The organism is Acinetobacter sp. S4397-1, assembly GCF_024129285.1.
Taxonomy (GTDB): domain Bacteria; phylum Pseudomonadota; class Gammaproteobacteria; order Pseudomonadales; family Moraxellaceae; genus Acinetobacter; species Acinetobacter lwoffii_C.
This window is the reverse complement of the sequence record NZ_JAMXXZ010000001.1, coordinates 67,370-89,156: the sequence shown is the minus strand read 5'-3', so window position 1 is coordinate 89,156 and position 21,787 is coordinate 67,370. Positions and strand designations below refer to the sequence as shown.

The 21,787-nt window shown below is 46.7% G+C and carries 22 protein-coding genes and 5 tRNA genes; 12 read left to right on the top strand and 15 right to left on the bottom strand.

Going from position 1 to position 21,787, the window contains the following annotated elements:
* Positions 1-2: 2 nt before the first annotated feature.
* The 5 genes from NI467_RS00435 to NI467_RS00415 are packed head-to-tail and all read left to right on the top strand — an operon-like array spanning position 3 to position 3,375.
* Positions 3-368 (top strand): Na+/H+ antiporter subunit C, encoded by a 366-nt coding sequence (locus NI467_RS00435; RefSeq protein ID WP_151205515.1) that lies wholly within the window; start codon positions 3-5, stop codon positions 366-368.
* Entirely contained in the window at positions 368-2,176 is a 1,809-nt protein-coding gene (locus tag NI467_RS00430; RefSeq protein ID WP_253150291.1) for a monovalent cation/H+ antiporter subunit D, read from the top strand. Before NI467_RS00435 ends, NI467_RS00430 begins: the two co-directional genes overlap by 1 nt.
* A complete protein-coding gene (locus tag NI467_RS00425; RefSeq protein WP_151204964.1) occupies positions 2,176-2,694 on the top strand; it encodes a Na+/H+ antiporter subunit E in 519 nt (172 codons plus the stop codon). The genes NI467_RS00430 and NI467_RS00425 overlap by 1 nt, the downstream gene beginning before the upstream one ends.
* Positions 2,691-2,966, top strand: a complete 276-nt coding sequence (locus tag NI467_RS00420; RefSeq protein ID WP_151204965.1) for a monovalent cation/H+ antiporter subunit F — start codon at positions 2,691-2,693, stop codon at positions 2,964-2,966. The genes NI467_RS00425 and NI467_RS00420 overlap by 4 nt, the downstream gene beginning before the upstream one ends.
* A 10-nt stretch (positions 2,967-2,976) precedes the next feature.
* Positions 2,977-3,375: a Na+/H+ antiporter subunit G gene (locus NI467_RS00415; RefSeq protein ID WP_151204966.1), complete on the top strand. Its 399-nt coding sequence runs from the start codon at positions 2,977-2,979 to the stop codon at positions 3,373-3,375.
* Positions 3,376-3,459: 84 nt separating this feature from the next.
* Here NI467_RS00415 and NI467_RS00410 read toward each other — a convergent pair whose 3' ends face one another.
* The 11 genes from NI467_RS00410 to tpiA form a co-directional block, all read right to left on the bottom strand.
* On the bottom strand, positions 3,460-3,864 hold the full coding sequence (locus NI467_RS00410; protein WP_151204967.1) for a ribosome-binding factor A: 405 nt from the start codon (positions 3,862-3,864) through the stop codon (positions 3,460-3,462).
* Complete coding sequence (gene infB, locus NI467_RS00405; protein WP_151204968.1) at positions 3,864-6,578, bottom strand: translation initiation factor IF-2; 2,715 nt, start codon at positions 6,576-6,578, stop codon at positions 3,864-3,866. Before infB ends, NI467_RS00410 begins: the two co-directional genes overlap by 1 nt.
* A 12-nt stretch (positions 6,579-6,590) precedes the next feature.
* Positions 6,591-8,075: a transcription termination factor NusA gene (gene nusA / locus NI467_RS00400; protein ID WP_151204969.1), complete on the bottom strand. Its 1,485-nt coding sequence runs from the start codon at positions 8,073-8,075 to the stop codon at positions 6,591-6,593.
* A 35-nt stretch (positions 8,076-8,110) separates the two neighbouring features.
* On the bottom strand, positions 8,111-8,635 hold the full coding sequence (gene rimP / locus NI467_RS00395) for a ribosome maturation factor RimP (RefSeq protein ID WP_253150289.1): 525 nt from the start codon (positions 8,633-8,635) through the stop codon (positions 8,111-8,113).
* A 223-nt stretch (positions 8,636-8,858) separates the two neighbouring features.
* Positions 8,859-8,935, bottom strand: a tRNA-Met gene (locus NI467_RS00390).
* 88 nt (positions 8,936-9,023) lie between these two features.
* A tRNA-Met gene (locus NI467_RS00385) sits at positions 9,024-9,100 on the bottom strand.
* Between the two features lie 64 nt (positions 9,101-9,164).
* A tRNA-Met gene (locus NI467_RS00380) sits at positions 9,165-9,241 on the bottom strand.
* Between the two features lie 79 nt (positions 9,242-9,320).
* Positions 9,321-9,397 (bottom strand) — tRNA-Met (locus tag NI467_RS00375).
* Positions 9,398-9,449: 52 nt separating this feature from the next.
* A tRNA-Leu gene (locus NI467_RS00370) sits at positions 9,450-9,534 on the bottom strand.
* Between the two features lie 53 nt (positions 9,535-9,587).
* Positions 9,588-9,917 (bottom strand): preprotein translocase subunit SecG, encoded by a 330-nt coding sequence (secG, locus tag NI467_RS00365; RefSeq protein WP_151204971.1) that lies wholly within the window; start codon positions 9,915-9,917, stop codon positions 9,588-9,590.
* Positions 9,918-9,930: 13 nt separating this feature from the next.
* A complete protein-coding gene (gene tpiA / locus NI467_RS00360) occupies positions 9,931-10,722 on the bottom strand; it encodes a triose-phosphate isomerase (RefSeq protein WP_253150287.1) in 792 nt (263 codons plus the stop codon).
* A gap of 280 nt (positions 10,723-11,002) precedes the next feature.
* Here tpiA and pilB point away from each other — a divergent pair, with 280 nt between their 5' ends.
* From pilB to coaE, 4 genes are read left to right on the top strand one after another with little or no spacing between them, the layout of a single operon-like run.
* A complete protein-coding gene (pilB, locus tag NI467_RS00355; RefSeq protein ID WP_151204973.1) occupies positions 11,003-12,718 on the top strand; it encodes a type IV-A pilus assembly ATPase PilB in 1,716 nt (571 codons plus the stop codon).
* Positions 12,719-12,749: 31 nt separating this feature from the next.
* Positions 12,750-13,979: a type II secretion system F family protein gene (locus tag NI467_RS00350; protein ID WP_253150285.1), complete on the top strand. Its 1,230-nt coding sequence runs from the start codon at positions 12,750-12,752 to the stop codon at positions 13,977-13,979.
* Positions 13,979-14,839 carry an A24 family peptidase gene (locus NI467_RS00345; protein ID WP_253150283.1) on the top strand — a complete coding sequence of 287 codons (861 nt, stop codon included), beginning with the start codon at positions 13,979-13,981 and terminating at the stop codon, positions 14,837-14,839. Before NI467_RS00350 ends, NI467_RS00345 begins: the two co-directional genes overlap by 1 nt.
* 1 nt (position 14,840) lies before the next feature.
* On the top strand, positions 14,841-15,458 hold the full coding sequence (gene coaE, locus NI467_RS00340; protein ID WP_253150273.1) for a dephospho-CoA kinase: 618 nt from the start codon (positions 14,841-14,843) through the stop codon (positions 15,456-15,458).
* Positions 15,459-15,676: 218 nt separating this feature from the next.
* On the opposite strand, the gene NI467_RS00335 is transcribed toward coaE, so the two are convergent.
* The 3 genes from NI467_RS00335 to NI467_RS00325 all read right to left on the bottom strand — a co-directional run bounded on the left by NI467_RS00335 (position 15,677) and on the right by NI467_RS00325 (position 17,822).
* A complete protein-coding gene (locus NI467_RS00335; RefSeq protein WP_253150271.1) occupies positions 15,677-16,600 on the bottom strand; it encodes a DMT family transporter in 924 nt (307 codons plus the stop codon).
* Between the two features lie 6 nt (positions 16,601-16,606).
* A complete protein-coding gene (rlmB, locus tag NI467_RS00330; RefSeq protein WP_253150269.1) occupies positions 16,607-17,356 on the bottom strand; it encodes a 23S rRNA (guanosine(2251)-2'-O)-methyltransferase RlmB in 750 nt (249 codons plus the stop codon).
* Between the two features lie 142 nt (positions 17,357-17,498).
* The gene (locus NI467_RS00325) at positions 17,499-17,822 is read right to left on the bottom strand and encodes a pyrimidine/purine nucleoside phosphorylase (protein WP_253150268.1); all 324 of its coding nucleotides are present in this window, start codon (positions 17,820-17,822) and stop codon (positions 17,499-17,501) included.
* 433 nt (positions 17,823-18,255) lie between these two features.
* On the opposite strand from NI467_RS00325, the gene recN reads away from it, so the two are divergent.
* The 3 genes from recN to ruvX all read left to right on the top strand — a co-directional run bounded on the left by recN (position 18,256) and on the right by ruvX (position 21,019).
* Positions 18,256-19,917, top strand: a complete 1,662-nt coding sequence (gene recN / locus NI467_RS00320) for a DNA repair protein RecN (protein WP_151205573.1) — start codon at positions 18,256-18,258, stop codon at positions 19,915-19,917.
* A gap of 114 nt (positions 19,918-20,031) precedes the next feature.
* Positions 20,032-20,586, top strand: coding sequence for a YqgE/AlgH family protein (locus NI467_RS00315; protein WP_253150266.1), 555 nt, complete (start codon positions 20,032-20,034; stop codon positions 20,584-20,586).
* Positions 20,579-21,019 (top strand): Holliday junction resolvase RuvX, encoded by a 441-nt coding sequence (gene ruvX, locus NI467_RS00310; RefSeq protein ID WP_253150264.1) that lies wholly within the window; start codon positions 20,579-20,581, stop codon positions 21,017-21,019. The genes NI467_RS00315 and ruvX overlap by 8 nt, the downstream gene beginning before the upstream one ends.
* A 90-nt stretch (positions 21,020-21,109) precedes the next feature.
* Here ruvX and NI467_RS00305 read toward each other — a convergent pair whose 3' ends face one another.
* Positions 21,110-21,730, bottom strand: coding sequence for an alpha-ketoglutarate-dependent dioxygenase AlkB (locus NI467_RS00305; protein WP_151204031.1), 621 nt, complete (start codon positions 21,728-21,730; stop codon positions 21,110-21,112).
* Between the last annotated feature and the right edge of the window lie 57 nt (positions 21,731-21,787).

Genomic DNA, 21,787 nt, shown 5'->3' with positions numbered 1-21,787 from the left:
AAATGATTAGTTTAGAACTTTTATTAGCTTCTGCGATCGGTCTGCTCACCGCTACCGGTATTTACTTAATTCTGCGGGCACGTACTTTCCCGGTGGTACTGGGACTGGCCATGATCGGCTATGCCGTGAATATGTTCCTGTTTGCGATGGGGCGGATCCAAATGAATTCCCCCGCCGTCTTAACCACTGCCACGGAAGTGACCGACCCTCTGCCTCAGGCACTGGTATTAACGGCCATTGTCATCGGTTTTGCCACGACCGCCTTTATTGTTCAGCTCGCCCTGCGTAGCCGCTACGAATCAGGAACAGACCACGTTGATTCAAAAGAAGAAAGCTTGCAAGTTGATCCACGTGAGGATGAGCCATAATGACTGAATTCCTCAATTTCTGGACTCAACATACCCCGATTTTCAGTATCCTTCTGCCGGCATTTACGGCATTTACTCTACTGCTTCTGGGCAACCCCGGTGCTGGCGCTCTGGCCACCGACTGGCGCCAGCCTTGGCGTCGCGGCATCAGCCATGTTTCCAGCCTGCTCGGCCTGGGGATTGCGATCAGCTATCTGATCAGTAGCAGTCAGGGGGAAATCAGTGTTTATGCCTTAAGTGAATGGTCCGCACCTTTCGGTATTGTTCTTGTGCTGGATCAGCTTTCTGCATTGATGCTGGTCATGACCTATGCCCTGGCCGTACCCATAGTCTGGTATGCCAGTCGCGGCTGGGATGCACGCGGACGCTATTTCCATGCCATGGTGCACTTTTTGTTAATGGGGCTGAGCGGTGCATTTCTGACAGGTGACCTGTTTAACCTGTTTGTATTCTTTGAAATTCTGCTTATGGCCTCTTATGTCCTGTTGTTACATGGACAAGGTAAGGCACGTTTCCAGCTGGGCGTACATTATGTCGTCATTAACTTGCTGGCTTCGGCCATGTTCCTGATTGGACTGGGCATGATTTATGGCAGTGTGGGCAGCCTGAATATGGCAGATGTTGCCCGCCTGATTCCCACCTTGGCAGAGGATGAGCATCAACTGGCTGTTGCCGGAGGATTGATGCTGTTCGTGGTCTTCGGCATCAAGGCAGCCATGCTTCCACTTGGCTTCTGGCTGCCCAAAACCTATGCGGTGGCCACCACGCCTGTGGCCGCTTTATTCACCATCATGACCAAAGTCGGGATTTATGCGATTTTGCGTATTAATGGCACCGTTTTTGATGATGAATATAGTCATCAGATTTTAATGAACTGCCTGCTGGTGATTGGTCTGATTACCTCAGTTTATGGGGTGATCTGCGCGATTGGCACAGAACGCTTACGCCGCTTTGTCGGCTTTATGGTGCTCTCTTCAATCGGCACGATTCTGGTGGCAATTGCCATCAATACCACCGAGGCTTGGGCAGGTGCGCTGTATTATACAGTGCACAGCACCTTGATCGGCGCAGCCTTTTATCTGTTGAGTGGCTGGATTACCTCGCAACGGGGCGAATTTAAAGATCATTTTAACATTGCCCCCAAGATGAAACAGCACAAGACTGTCTCTTTGACGTATTTCATTATTGCTCTGATGATGGCAGGCTTGCCGCCTTTTAGCGGCTTCTTTGGCAAAGTGTTTATCTTGCAGGCCTCTGCGGATTCACCTTATCAAATGATTATCCTCTTTACTATTTTACTGGTGAGCTTGCTGAGCATTCTGGCCTTTACCCGCGTAGGCTTTATCTTGTTCTGGCGTTCCATCCGCCCGGAAGATGATCCGGATTCGCTGGATTTCAGTAAATATGAGGCCCTGCCAAGCAAGGCACCACCACGTAATGATACGGTTATTTATCTGCTTCTGGCTGGCCTGATGGCTTATGTGGTTTTTGCTGCTCCCGTCTATCAGTACAACTATCAGACTGCCGTACAGATCAAAAACAATCCTCTGTATGAGACGGCGCTGCTGAAACGTGATGCTGAAGGCCAGTTTATCAGTGTACAGCCATACCGTTCAGATAATCTGCCAGAAACCAAATATGGGGGAGAAACCGCAGATCCGAATGCGCATTTGATTCCGTATGTGATTTCAGAAGCGACTCTCGAAGGCGAACATATTTCCAAATTCAAGCAACAGCAGATTAATCAGCAGTATATTGAACAGTACAGCCATGATGATAATCAACTTAAACCGGCGGAGGGACCCTAGTGGCTAAATCATTTTCGCAACGCTGGTTCCCCCACCCACTGGTTTCAGTGATTGTCGGGGTCAGCTGGATATTACTGGCACATAACTTCGAAGCAGCAACCCTGCTAAGCGCACTGGTTCTGGGGATTTTTATTCCACGCCTAATTGAACCTTTTATTGACCGTACCCCGAATATTCAGTGGATGCCGGCCATACGCCTGTTTTGGGTGGTGGTCTGGGACATTATTGTGGCCAATATCACTGTCGCCAAACTGGTGCTTGGCCCCACCAAAAATCTGCATCCCAAATGGTTTCGTGTACCTTTGGATACTGAACATGAAGAAGTCAATGCCCTGCTGGCCATGATTATTACCACAACGCCAGGTACGGTAACGGCCGGGATTGATCAGGATCGTGGTGATATTCTGGTACATGCACTCAGTACCCAGGATGAGGCGGCCGAAATTGAAACAATCAAGCAGCGCTATGAACAGCCGCTGATTCAAATTTTTAGTGCGCGCACAGGAGATAAAGCATGACCATTTTGCCCTATGCACTTGCGATCTGCCTCGGTGCAATCACCATTTCGATGTTACTCTGCCTGTTCCGACTGATTATCGGACCTTCTATTGTCGATCGCCTGTTAGCACTGGATACGCTGTTCCTGAACGCGACCTGTCTGGTGGTGATCCTGGGCATTTATTGGAGCAGCACCTTCCTGTTTGAAGGTGCCCTGCTGGTTGCCATGTTGGGCTTTGTTTCCACCGCCGCTCTGGCCAGCTATTTCACCACAGGCCATGTGATCGACTAGGAGTTTGGTTATGAATCTGTTTCTCGAAATTCTGCTGTCAATTTTCTTGCTGATTGGTGCCTTCTTTATGCTGGTTGGCGGCATTGGTCTGGTCCGGCTGCCCGATTTGTTTATGCGCTTACATGCACCCACCAAATCCAGCACCTTGGGACTTGGCAGCTTTCTGATCGGCGCAATTATTTTTTCTGCCATTCATAGCCGTTTTGGTTTTGCAGAAGTTCTGATCACCCTATTTGCATTTATCACTGCGCCAGTATCAGCCAACCTGATGGCTCAGGCCGCATTGCATTTACGTTTACGCTCTATGAGTGGTGAGGTTCCTGAAACACTGGAACGTCCCCTGCCCTGGCAGCGTAGCCGTCGGCGTAGCTTTTATCACAAGAATCAAAATAAGCAGGATGAGTTTTAAGCTGCATTATTCCTTCCACCACCATCATAATTTTGCAATAAAAAAGCCACCCGAAGGTGGCTTTTTTGATCTGCTCAATTGAGCTTATTCATCATCTTTCTTGTCTTCGGCTGGAGGAAGATCCTTCACAGCTTCAGCAATCAGACCAAACATATAGTTGCCATAAGCATTGGTTTTGTCATAGTGAAAACGCAAACGTGGCGTTATACGGGTCTTGATACGACGGCTCAGTTCATGACGCAGGAAACCTGATGCCTTGTTCAGCACATCCAGAGTTTCCTTATTTGCAGCTTCACTTTGCTCATCGCCTAGTTCACGACCCATCACGGTGACATAAACTTCAGCATATCCTAAGTCTGGGCTCACTTTCACAGCCGAGATGGTCACCAGACCACCCAGGCGTGGATCTTTCAGCTCCTGACGAATCAGCTCAGACAACTCGCGCTGTACTGTATCCGCCATACGCTTCAGACGTTGACTACCCGCCATTAAAGACTCCGTTTAATTAACTGGACATCATACACTTCGATCTTGTCGAGTGGTTTGATGTCTTTATAGCCTTTCACCGCAAGACCACATTCCATACCGGCACGAACTTCTTCAACCACCTCTTTATAACGGCGCAGAGATTCAAGCTCGCCCTGGAAGACCACCACGTCATCACGAAGAACACGAATTGGCTTATTACGGTGCAAGACACCCTCAAGCACCATACAACCTGCGGCTGCACCGAATTTGCTTGAGTGGAATACTTCACGTACTTCAGCCACACCCAGAATCGTTTCACGATGTTCAGGCGCAAGCTTACCGCTCATGGCAGCTTTGACATCATCAATCAACTGGTAGATCACGGAGTAGTAACGAATATCGATACTGTCTGCATCGGCCTTCTGGCGCGCACTTGCATCAGCACGCACATTAAAGCCGAGTAATACAGCTTCTGAAGACTCTGCCAGTGTAACGTCAGATTCAGTAATCGCACCCACACCCGAACCAATGATACGGACTTTCACTTCATCTGTTGCAAGTTCAGCCAGAGCCACATGCAACGCCTCTAAAGTACCGCGTACATCTGTTTTCAATACCACATTGACGATCGGCACATCTTTCTTGCCCATAGACGCCATGATATTTTCAAGACGCATAGCAGACTGACGCTCAAGACGTTTCTGACGTTCACGGTCCATACGCGCATCGGCAACTTCACGTGCTTTCTTCTCATCATTCACGACCAGAACTTCGTCACCTGCCATTGGCGCTTCAGGAAGACCCAGGATTTCGACTGGAATCGACGGACCTGCCGATTTAACACGCTGTCCGTTTTCATCAACCATGGCACGAACGCGACCATAAGATGAGCCTGCCAGAACCAGATCACCAACTTTCAAGGTACCGTTTTGAACCAGAATAGACGTTACTGCACCACGGCCCTTGTCTACACGTGCTTCAATTACTACCCCTTGCGCTGCACCTTCTTCAGATGCTTTCAACTCCAGGATTTCTGCCTGGATTGAAATCAGGTCAAGTAATTCATCGATACCTGCACCGGTGTGCGCTGAAACCATCGCCACTGGTACGTCACCGCCCCACTGTTCAGGTACGATTTCTTTGGTGGTTAATTCGTTCAGTACGCGGTCCGGATCAGCCGAGTCTTTGTCCATCTTGTTGATGGCAACAATAATTGGCGTACCGGCAGCACGTGCATGATCAATCGCTTCTGCAGTTTGTGGCATAACACCATCATCTGCTGCAACGACCAAGACCACAATATCCGTTGCCTTGGCACCACGTGAACGCATTGCAGTAAATGCCGCGTGTCCAGGAGTATCCAGGAAAGTAATAATGCCTTTATCTGTGGTGACATGGTATGCACCAATATGCTGGGTAATCCCGCCAGCTTCACCCGAAGCTACTTTGGCACGACGAATACGGTCAAGCAGTGAAGTCTTACCATGGTCAACATGACCCATGATGGTAACCACTGGTGGACGCGTAGTTTGTGCACCACGTGCTTCTTCAGCTGCTTCAAGTAGATTATCTTCTGCTTGCGTATCAGATACCAGAACTGGGTGATGCCCCATTTCTTCCACAATCAGCGCGGCAATTTCTTGCTCAATGGCTTGGTTTTGAGTTACCAGCTCACCCATTTTCATGAGTGATTTAATCACTTCGCGTACTTTAACTGCCATTTTTGCAGCCAAGTCAGCAACCACAATCGTTTCACCAATTTCAACATCATAAACCTGTTTTTTAACTGGTTTTTCAAAGCCATGCTTGTTGGCCTGACTGGTTTTTAAACCACGTTTATGCTGGTTATGGCTGAAAGACTGCTCTTCCTGACCACGACGACCACCTTTTTTCGGAGCACGTGTATTCGTCGTGTTACTACCACGTTTAATTTCACGGTCTTCTTTGGCAAAAGAATCCTCATAGGCCTGACCGACTAAACCGGCAGCAAGCGGAGTGTCATCAATCACCCGAATTGTGGCTGTCGTATCTTCAGCAGAATACTTAGAAGCCATTTGACGCATTTGTTCAAGCGTACGCTGTTGTGCTTCTTCAGCTGCTTTACGACGTGCTGCTTCTTCAGTTGCTTTTAGCTGTGCAGCTTGCGCTTCACGAGCTTTTTTCTGCTCTGCTGTTTCAGACGGTTTAACCACTGCCTTTACAATCGGCTTATTGGTCGATTTGCGTTTGACAACGACAGCTGCTTTAGGTGTTTCCTGTTTCTGATTTTCCTGTTTCTGAGCTGCACGCATTGCTTCCAATGCTTTGCTGGCATTGTTCACACCAGATTTTGCTGCTTCAACAGGTTTCTTCACTTGTGCTGTTTTCTGTTCAGCTTGCGCTTTGGCTTGCTGCTCAGCTTGAGCTTTGGCTAAAGCTTCTGCCTTGATTTGTTCCGGATCTGGCTTGACGAATGTATGCTTCTTACGAACTTCTACATTAATGGTCTTCGCCTTACCTGAAGTACTTGCTACTTTAGCCGTACTGGTTGTTTTACGTTTCAACGTGATTTGTCCTGCATGGCCCTCTGAACCTTGTGTCTTTTTCACATGATTCATCAGGCTATCTTGTTGTTCGGCGGTAATAATATCGTCAGCTTTACGTTGTGGTAAACCTGCCTCACGAACCTGCTCTAGGAGCTTCTCAACTGGACGACCCACGCTGAGCGCTAACTCTTTAATCGACTTGTTCGTCATATACTACACCTCCTAGTTAAACCATGATTCGCGCGCTTTCATAATAAGTTGACCTGCTTTTTCGGCATCCAGACCGTCGATATCCGCGATATCATCGGTTGCCTGATCTGCAAGATCATCCACGGTTACCACACCACGAGCTGCGAGAGCCTGCGCGATCTCTGCTGTCATGCCTTCCATTGCAACAAGTTCTTCACTTGGCGCTTGTACGTTTTCTTGCTGTTGTAATGCATCAGCAAGTGCAAGTTCTTTCGCACGGCTTTGCAATAACTCAACCAGCTCAGCATCCAGTTCGATTTCATCAAACGTTTCAGCAGGCACGTAAGCAATTTCTTCAAGCGAGGTGAAGCCCATTTCTACCAGCGCCATCGCCAAATCTTCAGCAATATCCAGACGGGTAACAAACATGTCCAGGTATTTTTGTGCTTCGCTTTGTTGACGGGCGTAGTATTCTTCTTCCAGCATCATATCCAGCTTATAGCCAGTCAGTTCCGATGCCAGACGTACGTTTTGACCTTGTGAACCAATCGCACGGGCCAACTGGTCACTGGTTGCAAAAATAATATCGGCAGTATGGGCATCTTCATCGATGACAATACTCGATACATCTGCTGGTTCCAATGCACTTGCGATATATTGCGCAGGATCATCCGACCAAACGACCACATCAATACGCTCGCCATTGAGCTCTTGCTGTACCGCCTGGATACGTGTACCACGCATACCAATACAAGCTCCCACCGGATCAATACGATGGTCATTGGTTTTCACTGCAATTTTAGCACGGACACCCGGCTGGCGGGCTGCGGCCTTAATTTCAATAATTTCTTCCGTGATTTCCGGAATTTCTTTTTTCATCAGTGCGATCAGCATTTCTGGCTTAGCACGTGACAATAAAAGCTGTGCACCACGGCCTTCACGGTTCACATTATAAAGAATCGCATTTACGCGCTGCTTCGGACGCAGAATCTCCTTCGGAATCATTTCTTCACGCGCCAGATAAGCTTCTGCATTGTCACCGAGGTCAATGATAAAGCCATCTTTGGTTTGTTTTTTCACTTCACCATAGATAAGTTCACCGACTTTGGATTCATAGGCATCCGCCACCAATGCGCGTTCTGCTTCACGAATCTTCTGCACAATCACCTGCTTGGCAATCTGCGCGGCAATACGACCGAAATCAATCGATTCAACTTCCAGTTCACGGATGTCACCAATCGACCATTTTGCAGGATCGACATCAGAAATCGCATCCTGGCAAGCCGGCATTTCATGATCTTCATCTGCAACGACTTCCCATTGACGGAAAGTACGATAGTCACCGGTTTTACGGTCAATTTCCACACGAAGACGAGCTTCTTCCGAGTGAGTTCCCTCGTAGAATTTCTTCTTAGTCGCTGCAACCAAAGCTTGTTCTAGCGCTTCAAAAATTGCTTCACGACTTACACCTTTTTCGTTACTAACCGTTTCAACGACGGTAAGAATTTCACGTGCCATAAGTCACCTATTTGTTCAGATTCTTATTGATTTGATTAATCTTGATAAACCAAATTTGCTTTATCGATATTGTGACTGTCGATATCCAAAATCTGCTGTTTTTCTACTTCAACTTGAATCATTTCATTTTCAAGATCAACTGCAACCAGTTTGGCCTGGAATTTACGACGGTTATCGACTGCACTAATCAGACGAAGCGCTACCGTCTGACCGATATAGCCTGACATCTGCTGCAACTCGAAGAAGGGACGATCCCAGCCAGGTGAAGAAACTTCAAGTGAATATTCGCCCGAAATTGGATCATGTACATCCAGTATGGCTCCAACCTGCTGTGTCACACGTACACAATCCTGAACCCCAATACCGCGCCCCTGTTCAACTTCACCATCTTCATTGATCACAGGTTCAGCATTATCCTCAACCGGACGGTCAATATAGATGCGTAATAATGAACGTTTGCCCTGTGGCAGGAACTCAATCCCCCACAGATTTACCTCACAGGCTTCAACTGCGGGTGCAATCAAGTCCTGAAGTGCTTGAGTTTTATTTGATAGCTTCATTTACTCTCGTCATCTGGTGCGAATTTATGATCTATTTGACCACTACAAACCAATACAAACTATAGTAGTAGTGAAACATGGAGATTTGACCAAATAATGTCGACACTACACGATAGCCAATAAAAAAGGGCGTAAATCGCCCCAATTAATGCACAATCCAGATCTTTTTCAAATCCCACTGTGCAAAAAGGCCCACCTTGTTGTGAGCCTCTTTTAAGAAACTTGGTAGCGGGAGCTGGATTTGAACCAACGACCTTCGGGTTATGAGCCCGACGAGCTACCAGACTGCTCCATCCCGCATCAACGTGCAAAAATTATATACAAAAGATGAGAGCTTTTCAATCATAACTGCATCATTCTGCATATTTGTGATCTGTCGCTGAAAAATTGGTAGCGGGAGCTGGATTTGAACCAACGACCTTCGGGTTATGAGCCCGACGAGCTACCAGACTGCTCCATCCCGCATCAGCGTACAAATAACATTCAGCCTAAATATAGACTGCTTTTAAAGTTTGCATCTTTAAAAGATTGGTAGCGGGAGCTGGATTTGAACCAACGACCTTCGGGTTATGAGCCCGACGAGCTACCAGACTGCTCCATCCCGCAACAACACGCAAATTATTTTCTCAACTTAAATCAGATTTAAGCTGCCTTTTAAAAGTTTGCCTCTTTCAAAAGGATTGATTGGTAGCGGGAGCTGGATTTGAACCAACGACCTTCGGGTTATGAGCCCGACGAGCTACCAGACTGCTCCATCCCGCATCAACAGAAGTTTTGCTGCACAACACCCAACCTATATTCTGGATTCATAAGTTGGTGCGGAGGGGGGGACTTGAACCCCCACGCCCGAAAGCACTACCACCTCAAGGTAGCGTGTCTACCAATTCCACCACCACCGCAGCTGTGACGCATTCTAGTCGCATCACTGGAAAAAAGAAAGGTTTAATTCAGATTATTCGGTTTCTTGGGGTGCAGTTGGTGAAGTTTCAACCGGTTGTGCCGGAGCAGCTGGAACCGATTGCACCGAGGACAAACTGTAAGCATCGGTAGTTTGTTTCTTGGCGAAAATCGCCAAGGTAATGCTGGTAACAAAGAATAGCGCTGTAAAAACAGCAGTTAAACGAGTCAGAAAATTACCAGAACCTGAGGCACCGAAGATCGTCGCTGCACCACCGCCGCCAAACGAGGCACCAGCATCCGCACCTTTACCATGCTGAACCAAAATCAAGACAATCATCAAAATCGCTAAGATAATATGTACTACCAGCACAAAAGTTTGCATGCTGAACTCCTCATTATTGTGTATTTGCAAATGCTTGAGCAATTTGAAGGAATGACTCAGCATTGAGTGATGCACCACCCACCAATGCCCCGTTGATATCCGGGCAGGTTGCTAACTCTACTGCATTTTCCGGTTTTACACTACCACCATATAAGATCGCAATTGTTTCGCCATAACCGGTAATCTGGCTTAAGCCCTGACGGATTTGCGCATGCATGGCCTGTGCATCCTGTGGAGAAGCAGTTTTCCCGGTGCCAATCGCCCAGATCGGCTCATAGGCAATAACGATGCGTTTCCACTGCTCTGCTTCGACCACCGCTGCAATATCACAAATCTGCTGCAATACCACTGCTTCGGCCTGCCCTGCCTCACGCTGCTCCAGACTTTCACCGACACAGTAAATCACGGTAAGTCCAGCATTCAGGGCATTTTTTATTTTGGCCTTTAAAATCTCAACTGTATCTGCAAACAGCTCACGACGCTCAGAATGACCCACCAGTACATACCCGATGTTGCTGTCTGCCAGCAATTCGGCACTGACTTCACCGGTATAAGCCCCAGTACCTGGAATACGTGATACATCTTGGGCAACTGTATACACTGCACGATTGGCTGTAGACAGCTGTGCCTGAATTTGAGTCAGCGCAATCGAAATCGGTGCTACTCCGAGATGACATTGCGCTTCAGCAATCGGCGCAATTTCCAGTAATTCCTTCATACTACGGACTAGAGCACATGCATCTGCCTGAACCGGGTTCATTTTCCAGTTCCCCACCACCCACGGGATAATCGCCGAAACCGACATAAACAACCTATTTTACTGACATATCTTGAGTTGGGCCCATTCTACACGGAATTGGAAAATTTAAAGAATAGTTTTATTGAGCAGATTTTTCACTTTTGGCGCTTCCAAATGGTTATTTTTTGTTATCAGGTAAAAAAACGCCGGCTTCTTCCGACCAGTTCAAAGTTTTAGTGAATAGTAAGAAGATGACAGCACTCTCAGCTATGGTATTTTTATACAACAAACGTATAATTTCAAAGATAGCAAATTAAAAAAATTGAACTAATAGGCATATTGAAGCATGACAGTATTACAGGGGACCCCGAGATTTACGGGGTTTATTCGTCGCTTAGTCGATGAAGGTGCATTATCGGCTGAAGAGATGCGGACTGCTTTGGACAAGGCCAAGCAGGAAAAAACGGATATCGTGGCGTATTTGATCGGCCACTATAATCTTTCTCCAACGACAATTGCCGAAACAATTTCAGTTGAATTTGCCGAGCCTTTATTTGATCTGGGGGCGTATGATCCTGGACAAATCTTACGTGAAGAAATAGATGAAAAATTAATTACCAAACACCGGGTTCTGCCAATTTTTAAGAGTGCCAATATCCTTTATATTGCCACCAGTAACCCGACCAATATTGAAGCCATTGATGCAATCCGCTTTGCCACCAAACTGAATATTGAAAGTATTATTGTTGAATACAATAAACTGGAAAAACTGATTGAACAGAATTTCACCGAAGAAAGCACGTTTGATTTTGATGACAGTTTTGATCTCGATCTTGATGTCGAAGGCAGTGAAATCTCGGACAAAGAAGACGAAGAAGACCAGGAAAAAGGCGAAGAAGCTCCTATTGTTAAATATATTAATAAATTGCTGATTGATGCAATCCGGATGGGTGCATCGGATCTGCATTTTGAGCCTTATGAAAAGATATACCGGGTTCGTTACCGAGTCGATGGGGTGCTGCGTCAAATTGCCACGCCACCTTTGCAATTAGCTAACCGTTTAGCCTCCCGCTTAAAAGTCATGTCACAAATGGATATTTCTGAAAAGCGTATTCCCCAAGATGGCCGTATCAAATTAAAACTCTCCAAAAATAAAGCAATCGACTTCCGTGTGAACTCACTACCTACCCTGTTTGGGGAAAAACTGGTACTGCGTATTCTGGATCCGTCCAGTGCAATGCTGGGAATTGATGCCTTGGGTTATGAGCCTGAACAGAAAGCCCTGTTTATGGCGGCCTTGGAGAAACCTCAAGGCATGCTATTGATTACCGGTCCTACCGGTTCGGGTAAAACCGTTTCCCTGTATACTGGCCTGAATATCTTAAACCGTGAAGATACCAATATTTCAACGGCCGAAGATCCGGTCGAGATTAACCTGCAAGGGATTAACCAGGTCAACGTCAACAACAAGGTCGGCCTGACCTTTTCCGCTGCACTTAAATCCTTCCTGCGTCAGGACCCGGATATTGTCATGGTCGGTGAGATTCGTGATCTGGAAACGGCCGAAATTGCTATCAAGGCGGCACAAACCGGACATATGGTCATGTCTACACTGCACACCAACAGTGCACCGGAAACCCTGACTCGTTTACGCAATATGGGAGTTCCTTCTTTTAATATTGCAACTTCAGTCAACCTAGTCATTGCCCAGCGTCTGGCCCGTCGTCTATGCGCACAATGTAAAAAACCAGCCGATATTCCGAAGCAGAGCCTCTTGGAGATGGGCTTTACCGAAGAAGATCTCCAACACCCGGAATTTCAGATTTATGAACCGGTTGGCTGCAATGAATGTCGTGAAGGCTATAAAGGTCGTGTCGGCATTTATGAAGTTATGAAAGTAACACCAGAAATTTCAAGAATTATTATGGAAGATGGCAATGCAATTGAAATTGCTCAGGCTTCTGCACATGCAGGTTTTAACAACTTACGTCGATCAGGTTTAATGAAGGTTATGCAGGGGGTGACCTCCTTACAGGAAGTCAATCGTGTAACCAGCGAATGATCAGATGCAAATATAAAATAAGGATAAACATATGGCGGCAGTAAAAAAAGGCCAGATGATGCCGGTCTTCAGTTATGAAGGCATTGATCGCAAAGGGGTGAAGATCAAGGGGGAATTACCGGCACGCAATATGGCGCTGGCAAAAGTCAACTTGAGAAAACAAGGCATCAGCATCAAGACTATTCGACAAAAGAGAAAGAATATTCTTGAAGGCTTGATGAAAAAACGGGTCAGCACCCTGGATATCACGATTTTTACCCGGCAGCTGGCGACCATGATGAAAGCGGGTGTACCGTTGGTTCAAGGCTTTGAAATCGTGGCAGAGGGACTAGAAAACCCCGCTATGCGTGAAGTCGTGCTTGGCATTAAAGGAGAGGTCGAAGGCGGTAATACCTTTGCAGGTGCCTTACGTAAATATCCACAGTATTTTGACAATCTGTTCTGTTCGCTGGTGGAATCCGGTGAGCAGTCGGGTGCCCTGGAAACCATGCTCGACCGTGTCGCTATCTATAAAGAAAAGAGCGAGCTGCTAAAGCAGAAGATTAAAAAGGCCATGAAATATCCCATTGCAGTCATCGTTGTTGCTGTAATCGTGACTATTATTCTGATGGTTAAGGTCGTACCGGTCTTCCAGGAGTTGTTCTCCTCCTTCGGCGCCGATTTGCCTACCTTTACCCAGATGGTGGTGAATATGTCAGAGTGGATGCAGAAGTATTGGTTCCTGATGATTATTGCCATTGCAGTTGCTATTACCGCATTTCTGGAAGCCAAGAAACGCAGTAAAAAATTCCGGGACTTTCTGGATAAAGCTGCACTTAAGGCACCGATTTTTGGTGACCTGGTTTATAAAGCGATTATTGCCCGTTATAGCCGTACCTTGTCGACGACTTTTGCTGCCGGTGTCCCACTGATTGATGCATTAGAATCGACAGCTGGAGCGACTAATAATGTGGTCTATGAAGATGCAGTCATGAAAATTCGCGAAGATGTCGCAACCGGGCAGCAGCTGCAATTTGCCATGCGTGTGACTGACAAGTTTCCTTCTATGGCCGTACAAATGGTCGCAATTGGTGAAGAATCAGGCGCCCTAGATGCCATGCTGGATAAAGTGGCAACCCACTATGAAAATGAAGTCGATAATGCTGTCGATGGTCTTACTTCCATGATGGAGCCTCTGATTATGGCCATTCTGGGTGTGCTGGTCGGTGGTCTGGTGATTGCCATGTATCTTCCAATCTTCCAAATGGGCTCTGTGGTTTAATGCAAGACCTTATTTTTTATTTTTCTCACAATCCGACTGCGCTTTATCTCGCAGTTGGGCTTTTTAGTCTCTGTATCGGCAGTTTTTTAAATGTGGTGATCTATCGCACGCCAAAAATGATGGAACAGGAGTGGCGTACTGACTGTCAGCTGTTCCTGCATCCTGATCAGCCCATCATTGATGAAAGTAAAATCACCCTCAGCAAACCCGCCTCAACCTGTCCAAAATGTCAGACGCCAATTCGCTGGTATCAAAATATTCCAGTGATGAGCTGGATATTATTGCGTGGTAAATGTGGTAACTGCAAACATCCAATCAGTATTCGCTATCCTTTTATAGAACTGTTAACTGCGATTTGTGCACTGATCGTTGTGGCAGTATTTGGTCCTACCCTACAGATGCTCTTTGGCCTGGTATTAACCTATGTGCTGATTACCCTGACTTTTATTGATTTTGATACCCAACTCTTACCTGACCGTTACACCCTGCCACTGGCAGCGCTCGGTCTCGGGATTAATAGTTATGCCATCTATACCACCGCAAGCTCGGCCATCTGGGGGTATATTCTGGGCTTTTTATGTTTGTGGGTGGTGTATTACCTGTTTAAAGTGGTGACGGGCAAGGAAGGCATGGGCTATGGAGATTTTAAACTGCTGGCAGCTTTAGGCGCCTGGATGGGTCCCCTGCTTTTACCGCTGATTGTGTTATTGTCTTCTTTGGTTGGGGCAATTATCGGGATTATTCTGCTCAAGATCCGTAAAGAAAATCAGCCCTTTGCTTTTGGTCCTTATATTGCCATTGCTGGCTGGATCGCCTTTTTATGGGGCGAACAGATCATGCACATTTATTTAGGTCAGTAAATTGAAATTTGTACTCGGTTTAACCGGCGGTATAGGCAGCGGAAAATCTGCTGCCAGCCAGTGGTTTGATGCGCAAGGTATTGTTATTGTAGATGCCGACATTGTGGCCCGTGAAGTTGTCGACATTGGCCAACCGGCACTGTTGCAGATTCAGCAGGCCTTTGGAGATTGGGTCCTGTTTGGAGATGGCTCACTCAATCGCCGTGCTTTACGCGAACACATTTTTCAATCGCCTGAAGCACGAAAAACCCTAGAAAACATTACGCACCCTGCAATTCGCAGCTCGATTATTCAACAGTTACAGGCAGCACAAAGCCCTTATGTGATTCTGGTCTCACCGCTGCTGTTTGAAACCAATCAGCATGAACTGACCCAACATAACTTATTGATCGATGCTTCAATTGAGCTGCAGATCGAGCGGGCATCGCAACGTGATGGACAGAATGTAGAACAGATTCAACAGATTATTGCAGCACAAATGTCTCGTGAACAGAAACGTGCTATGGCTGACGATATTGTATTGAATGATGGTGAGCTTGAACATCTGTATGCCCACCTGATGCCATTGCATGAAAAATATCTAAGCATGGCAGCTGAAAACCAGGAGCCCAATCTTTAGATCATAAACAGGCATACAACAACAGCCTTCCCTGCAGCACACTACTACGCTCAGGAACTTAGACCTAAGCTGCTGAATTCTATAACATTATCATCTTCTTTTTCTTTATTTATGAAGGATTTAGCCGATATAGCTTAGCCATGGACTCAACCCTAGATTTTAAGTCCAGCTTTAATCTCTCCATAGTGGAAAGCAGCTTAAGATAAAAACAGATCTCGTTAGGCCTGCTTTTTCTGTTCTGCCAGTTTTTGACTGAGGCTATCTTTGTGGGTAAACCAGCGCCAGGGCTGTAATGCACCTATCGCCATCCCGATCAGGCCACACACCATGGCCAGGCTGAGTGGTTCATTTAATAAGGGTACAGCCAAAATTGCAGCAATAAATGGCGCCAGATTGGTGATGCTTCCTGCCTTAAATGCCCCAAGACGCTTAATGGCTTCCACATAGCTTAAGGTGGCAATCATTACCACAAATATCCCATGAAAGATGGTCTGGAACAGCAAATGTTGGGGTTCTGGCACACTTAAATGTTTGGGTAAAAAGAGCAGGTAAACCGGCACATACACCACCGCTGACCAAATCGCGACACCACTCATTGCCTGCCAGGCGGTAAGCTGATATTTACGCAATAACACGGTAAAAATCGCCCAGAGGATGGCACTGATAAAAAACAGAAAATCCCCTAGCCCGAATGCCACCCCAGTCTCCTGATACATCAAGGTGCTCATCAGACACAGCACGATAACCATAATGATCAGACTGGCCCAGGTATGCTTATCAAAAGCTTGCCCCATCAGGAAAAAGGCCATGATTGCCGTACAAATCGGAATACAGCCATTCAAAAAAATTGCCGCATGCGCAGTGGGCGCATAATGAAAGGCACTATAGGCAAACAGGCAGTAAATAACCCCACCGATCATTGCCAGTATAAAAGGCTCTTTTTTTAATAAAAAGCCCGCCTCTTTGCGGTACAACAAGATCGGCATCAGGATCAGAAAAGCCAGAGAAAAGCGCAGTGCAACTATATCCCAGGCACTGATCTGCCAAACTGCATTTAGACGGGCGGTCAAGGTAAAACCGCCCCAGATACACATGGTCGTAATTAAAAAGAAATAACCTTGTGTGCGAGTCGATAAGGCCATGAGTAATTAAGTATTACGCTGACGGCAGGCTTCATACAGCGCCATCCCAGTTGCCACACTGACATTCAGACTTTGTAAATTGCCAGCCATCGGGATATACACCGTCTGATCACATTGGCTTTGGGTAATAGGACGCAGGCCGGTATCCTCCGCTCCCATGACGATACACACTGCGGTTCCGGTGAAATCAAAATTCTGGATTGGCAACGCTTTTTCATCCAGCATGGTGCCAACTACACGCACATTAAACTCATCTTTGATTTGACCCAAACTGCGCGCCAGATTGGTGACCTGAATAAATTTTACCTTTTCCGCCCCACCTGCAGCGACTTTACGTGCAGTTGGCGTCAGACTGGCTGAACGGTCACGTGGCACAATCACAGCCGCTACGCCCATTGCAGCCGCAGTACGGATACAGGCACCCAGATTGTGCGGATCTGTAACCTGATCGAGGGCCAGCAGCAAGGCTTGGCTATTTTCCTTGAGCAACTGCTCCAGATCTTTTTCATTCAAGGTCGGATGTGGACGTACCGCTGCCACCACCCCCTGGTGAAAAGGCAGACCTGCCAGTTTTTCCAGCTTGTCACGACTGGCCTGCTGGATACTTACTCCAAACGGCTCAGCCAGCTCCAGCACCCGCTTCAAGCGCTGGTCATCACGACCTTTCAGCGTAAAAAGCGTCAAGACACGTTCAGGCTCCAGCTCCAGCAATGACTCTACTGAATGTACGCCATAATAATACTCAGGTTTAGCCATGAACGACCTCGAAATCAGTGAAGAAAAAGACAAAAAAAGAAAAATCCTGCAAAGCCAACTTCACAGGATTTCCATATCACGCCTAGTTTAACTGATTCAAATGAAAATTTCTTGATCGGTTACAGCTCATCTTGCGGTGTATTTAGCCTTCAAAATGGCAAACATAGTCCAGCACATCATTGGTTTCAATCTTGAAGCGGCTGTTACCGGCTACATAGAAAGACTGACCCGCGCGAAATAGCTCTTTTTCTTCACTGTCGCCGATCTGCACGCGGCATTCACCTGAAATGATTTCCATGCGCTCAGGGACATGCGTTTCAAATGTTAATGCATTTTCTGAAGGTAAAATTACCCCTAAGGTTTTTTTGGTGCCATCTTCAAACTGCACCACATGGCTGATGCATAGTCCGCCAAAATACACATTTGATTTTTTAAGTACAGATACATGATCAAACTGCGCTGACATGCGATTTCTCCAGATAAAGCATTTTGTAATATTTTGATTGTTGTAGTTTAAATGTGCCCCTACAACTAATCAATCAAAGTTTGTCGGACTTGAATGAAATTCTTCAGCCCTCGGAGGCTGCCTGTGCCATTGACAATTTTATTGCAGTAAATTCCCGCTCAACCGGTGATCTTTCCTATCATTAAACAGCCTCCGCATTCACTTCAGGCCCTAAACTAAGTTTTCTTCATGTCAAATATATGAAAAAAATTAATAAGTTTCTGCAGCCAAATCTGAAGATGCAGAACAACACGATCAAATAAGCGTGTATTAATCACTAAAATTTAAGATAGAATGAAAGCGATCTATCCTGATTTATAATAACAGCCGTGTTGCTATAGTAGAGCAACCTACTTGCTATTTCATTCAAACTTTTCGCAGCCCGGATGCGTTTATGCTGACACATTTAACTCTGATCAATTTTGCTTTGGCCGAGCATCTTGCTATTGATATTAAACAAGGTTTTAACGTTCTTACTGGCGAGACCGGCGCAGGAAAATCCTTATTACTGGATGCCTTGTCGGCCTGCCTGGGTGAGCGAACCGACACCAATTATGTGCGGTATGGCGCAGAAAAAGCAGATGTAACCGCCACCTTTAGCTATCAGGAAAACAGCCCTGAGGCAATCTGGTTAAAAGAGCATGAACTAGATGATGAGTCAGGCGAAATCCATTTACGCCGGGTGATTTTTGCCACCGGTCGCAGTAAGGCCTGGATTAATGGCCGTCCCAGCAGCCTGTCTGAGCTCAAAGAAATTGGCCGTCTGCTGGTACAACTTTACAGCCAGCATAGCCAGCAGCAGTTACTGGAACCGCCTTATCCTAAACACTGGCTAGACCGTTACAGCAATTTCTATGCGCCTGCTCAGGAGGTACGGGATGCCTACAGCAGCTGGCAAAAAAATATCCGGCAACATCAGGCAGCTCTAGATGCCCAGGCAACGCGTAAGCAGCGCATGGAAACGCTGGAATTACAACTCGAAGAGCTCGAAGAAGTCATTCAGACGGATTATCAGGAAATTGAACAGGAGTTTGACCGTCTCTCACACCATGAAGCTATTATGCAGGATTGTGTCTACAGCCTGACTGGCCTGGATGAAGGCGAACAGAATATTTCTCAGGAACTGGCCTCAATTTTACGGCGGATGGAAAGCCATGCGGGCCGCAGTGAACAGCTCTCTGACATTTATACCTCTTTACTGAATGCGCAAAGTGAACTCGAAGATGCGACGGCGAATTTACGCCAGTTTATGGATCGGCAAAGTTTTGATCCAGCGCGGATGGAAGAATTAAACCTCCAGCTGGAAGTGTTTCACCGTTTAGCACGCAAATACCGCACCCAGCCTGAGCAGCTCAAAGAAGAGTATGAAACCTGGCAGGCCGAGCTGGAACAGTTGCATCAGCTGGAAGATCCGGAAACTCTGGCGGAGCAGGTCGAAGTCTCTTATCAGGAGTTCCTGAACAAAGCCCAGCATCTGGATCAGATTCGTCGTGAGGCGGCTGAACCCCTGGCAAAAAAACTGACCGAGCAGGTCAAGCTGCTGGCTTTGCCGGAGGCACATTTTGAATTTAAGTTTGAGCCTTTAGAACATCCCTCCAGTGAAGGCCTGAGCTTTATCCAGCTCTTGTTTACTGCCAACAAAGGCATTCCGGCCCAACCTTTGGCACGGGTCGCTTCAGGTGGTGAACTGTCGCGTATTGCCTTGGTCATGCAGGTGATGAATGCCGAAAAAACTGAAGCCGAAGTACTGGTCTTTGATGAAATTGATGTCGGCATTAGCGGTGGAACCGCAGAAGTGGTGGGACGTTTACTGGCTGATCTGGCACAACATGTACAAATTCTGTGTATTACCCATCAGGCACAGGTAGCAGCACAATCTGACCAGCATCTGCTGGTGAAAAAGCGTCAGACCAATCCGGCCAGCAGCACAATCATCGACTTGAAAGAAGATGATATTATTCAGGAACTTGCTAGAATGACTGGCGGAGTGGAAATTAATGAAACCACCTTGCAGCATGCACGGCAGTTACGGCAGTTAAAGTTTCAGCAGGTTTAAGAAATGACGGTCATCACAAAAAACAGTTGGTGAATTGACAAAGCTCTAGTAACGTAATAATGAATATCATAGGATTTCTCTGCAAAGAAATTGATTTCAAGGAGAATTGCTCAGGTGACTAAACAATATCTGGCTCATCGTTGTCTGATTGCTCCCCCCCATGCAAATGACGATTTTTTTGCCCATACCGTAATTTATCTGGCCCGCCACGATGAAGATGGCGCACAGGGGATTATTATTAATCGACCGACGGGTATTCAGATTAAAGAATTGCTGAATGATCTGGATATAGAAGCAGATAACGTCAACCCGCATGAAGTACTGCAAGGTGGACCTTTACGCCCTGAAGCCGGTTTTGTTCTGCATACCGGCCAGCCAACCTGGCACTCTTCAATTGCTGTGGGAGAAAATGTCTGCATTACCACCTCCAAAGATATTCTAGATGCGATTGCGCATAATGAAGGTGTAGGCCGTTACCAGATTGCACTCGGTTATGCGAGCTGGGGCAAGCATCAGCTGGAAGAAGAAATTGCGCATGGTGACTGGCTAATCTGCGATTCCGATATGGATCTGATTTTTGATCTGCCCTATGACGACCGTTGGGATGCAGCTTATAAAAAGATCGGTGTAGATCGCAGCTGGTTTTCTTCCGAGATTGGCCATGCCTGATTTAGCATCTCAAACCATTATGGCCTTTGATTTTGGTACCCAAAAAATGGGCATGGCCGCGGGTCAGTCCCTGATTGAAAGTGCTCATCCCCTGCCTTTATTTCCGATGAAAGACGGCATTCCCGACTGGGCAGCCTTATTAAACATTGTAAAAACCCATCAACCGCATCTTATTCTGGTGGGTCTACCTTTAAATATGGATGACAGCGAGTCCGAGCTGTCGACACGCGCACGCAAATTTGCCCGCCGTTTACGTCATCAAACTAATATTCAGACTCTGATGGTTGATGAGCGCCTCACCACTCGCGAAGCACGGGATGAACTCGATCATTACCAGGCGCAGGGTCGCGGCAAGAAACTGTCGGCGGACAGCATTGCAGCTGCCTTGCTGATTGAAAGCTGGTATCGTCATCCGGCCGGAATTCAGCCTTAAGTCCTCATCATGGTGTCCGGTAGGTAGATCCATACCGGGCACAGTGCCCAATTATCTGCAATAAAATCCTGATCATCTTTAAAGGATTAATCACGTATAAAAATAACGAAACGTCAGGTTAATTCTCGGCTCTAGCACTTTGGTAGTTTTGCGGATGCAGTGCTTCCAGTAACGCTGGGTCATCCCGCGCATCACGATTAATTGACCACTTTGCAATAACAGATCGACTTTGGCATCACGGGTTTTATGCTTGAAACTCATTTTTCGGGTGGCACCCAAACTCAAAGAAGCAATCACATTTTCCTGCTGATGGGTGCTGTATAAAGCAGCTTCATCATCACTATGCCAGCCCAGCCCCTGAGAACCATCTGCATAGAGATTCGCCAGACAGGAATTAAAGGCATGACCGGCCAACTCCTCAATGTTTTGTTTTAGCTCCAACAACTGGGGCACCCATGCATGTGCCTGTCTGGAAGTACCAGAATAATGATATTGATAATGTTGATCACCATACCAGGCCACTTTCCGCCCGGTGATATAATGCTGGCCAAATATAGTAACCTCATCCGCCTGCCAGGCCAGATGCGCTAAAAATTCCTGCAGATACTGCTGGCTCTGGTGATCATCCAGAATCTGGCCATAGTCCTCCACCACACCATCAAAAGGCAATACATTTGCTTGGGGCGCTGCAGAAAATAAATCCTTTGTCATTTCGATGCACCTCTATCATTGCTTAAAATCTTGATACTGCAATGAAAAATTTACAAT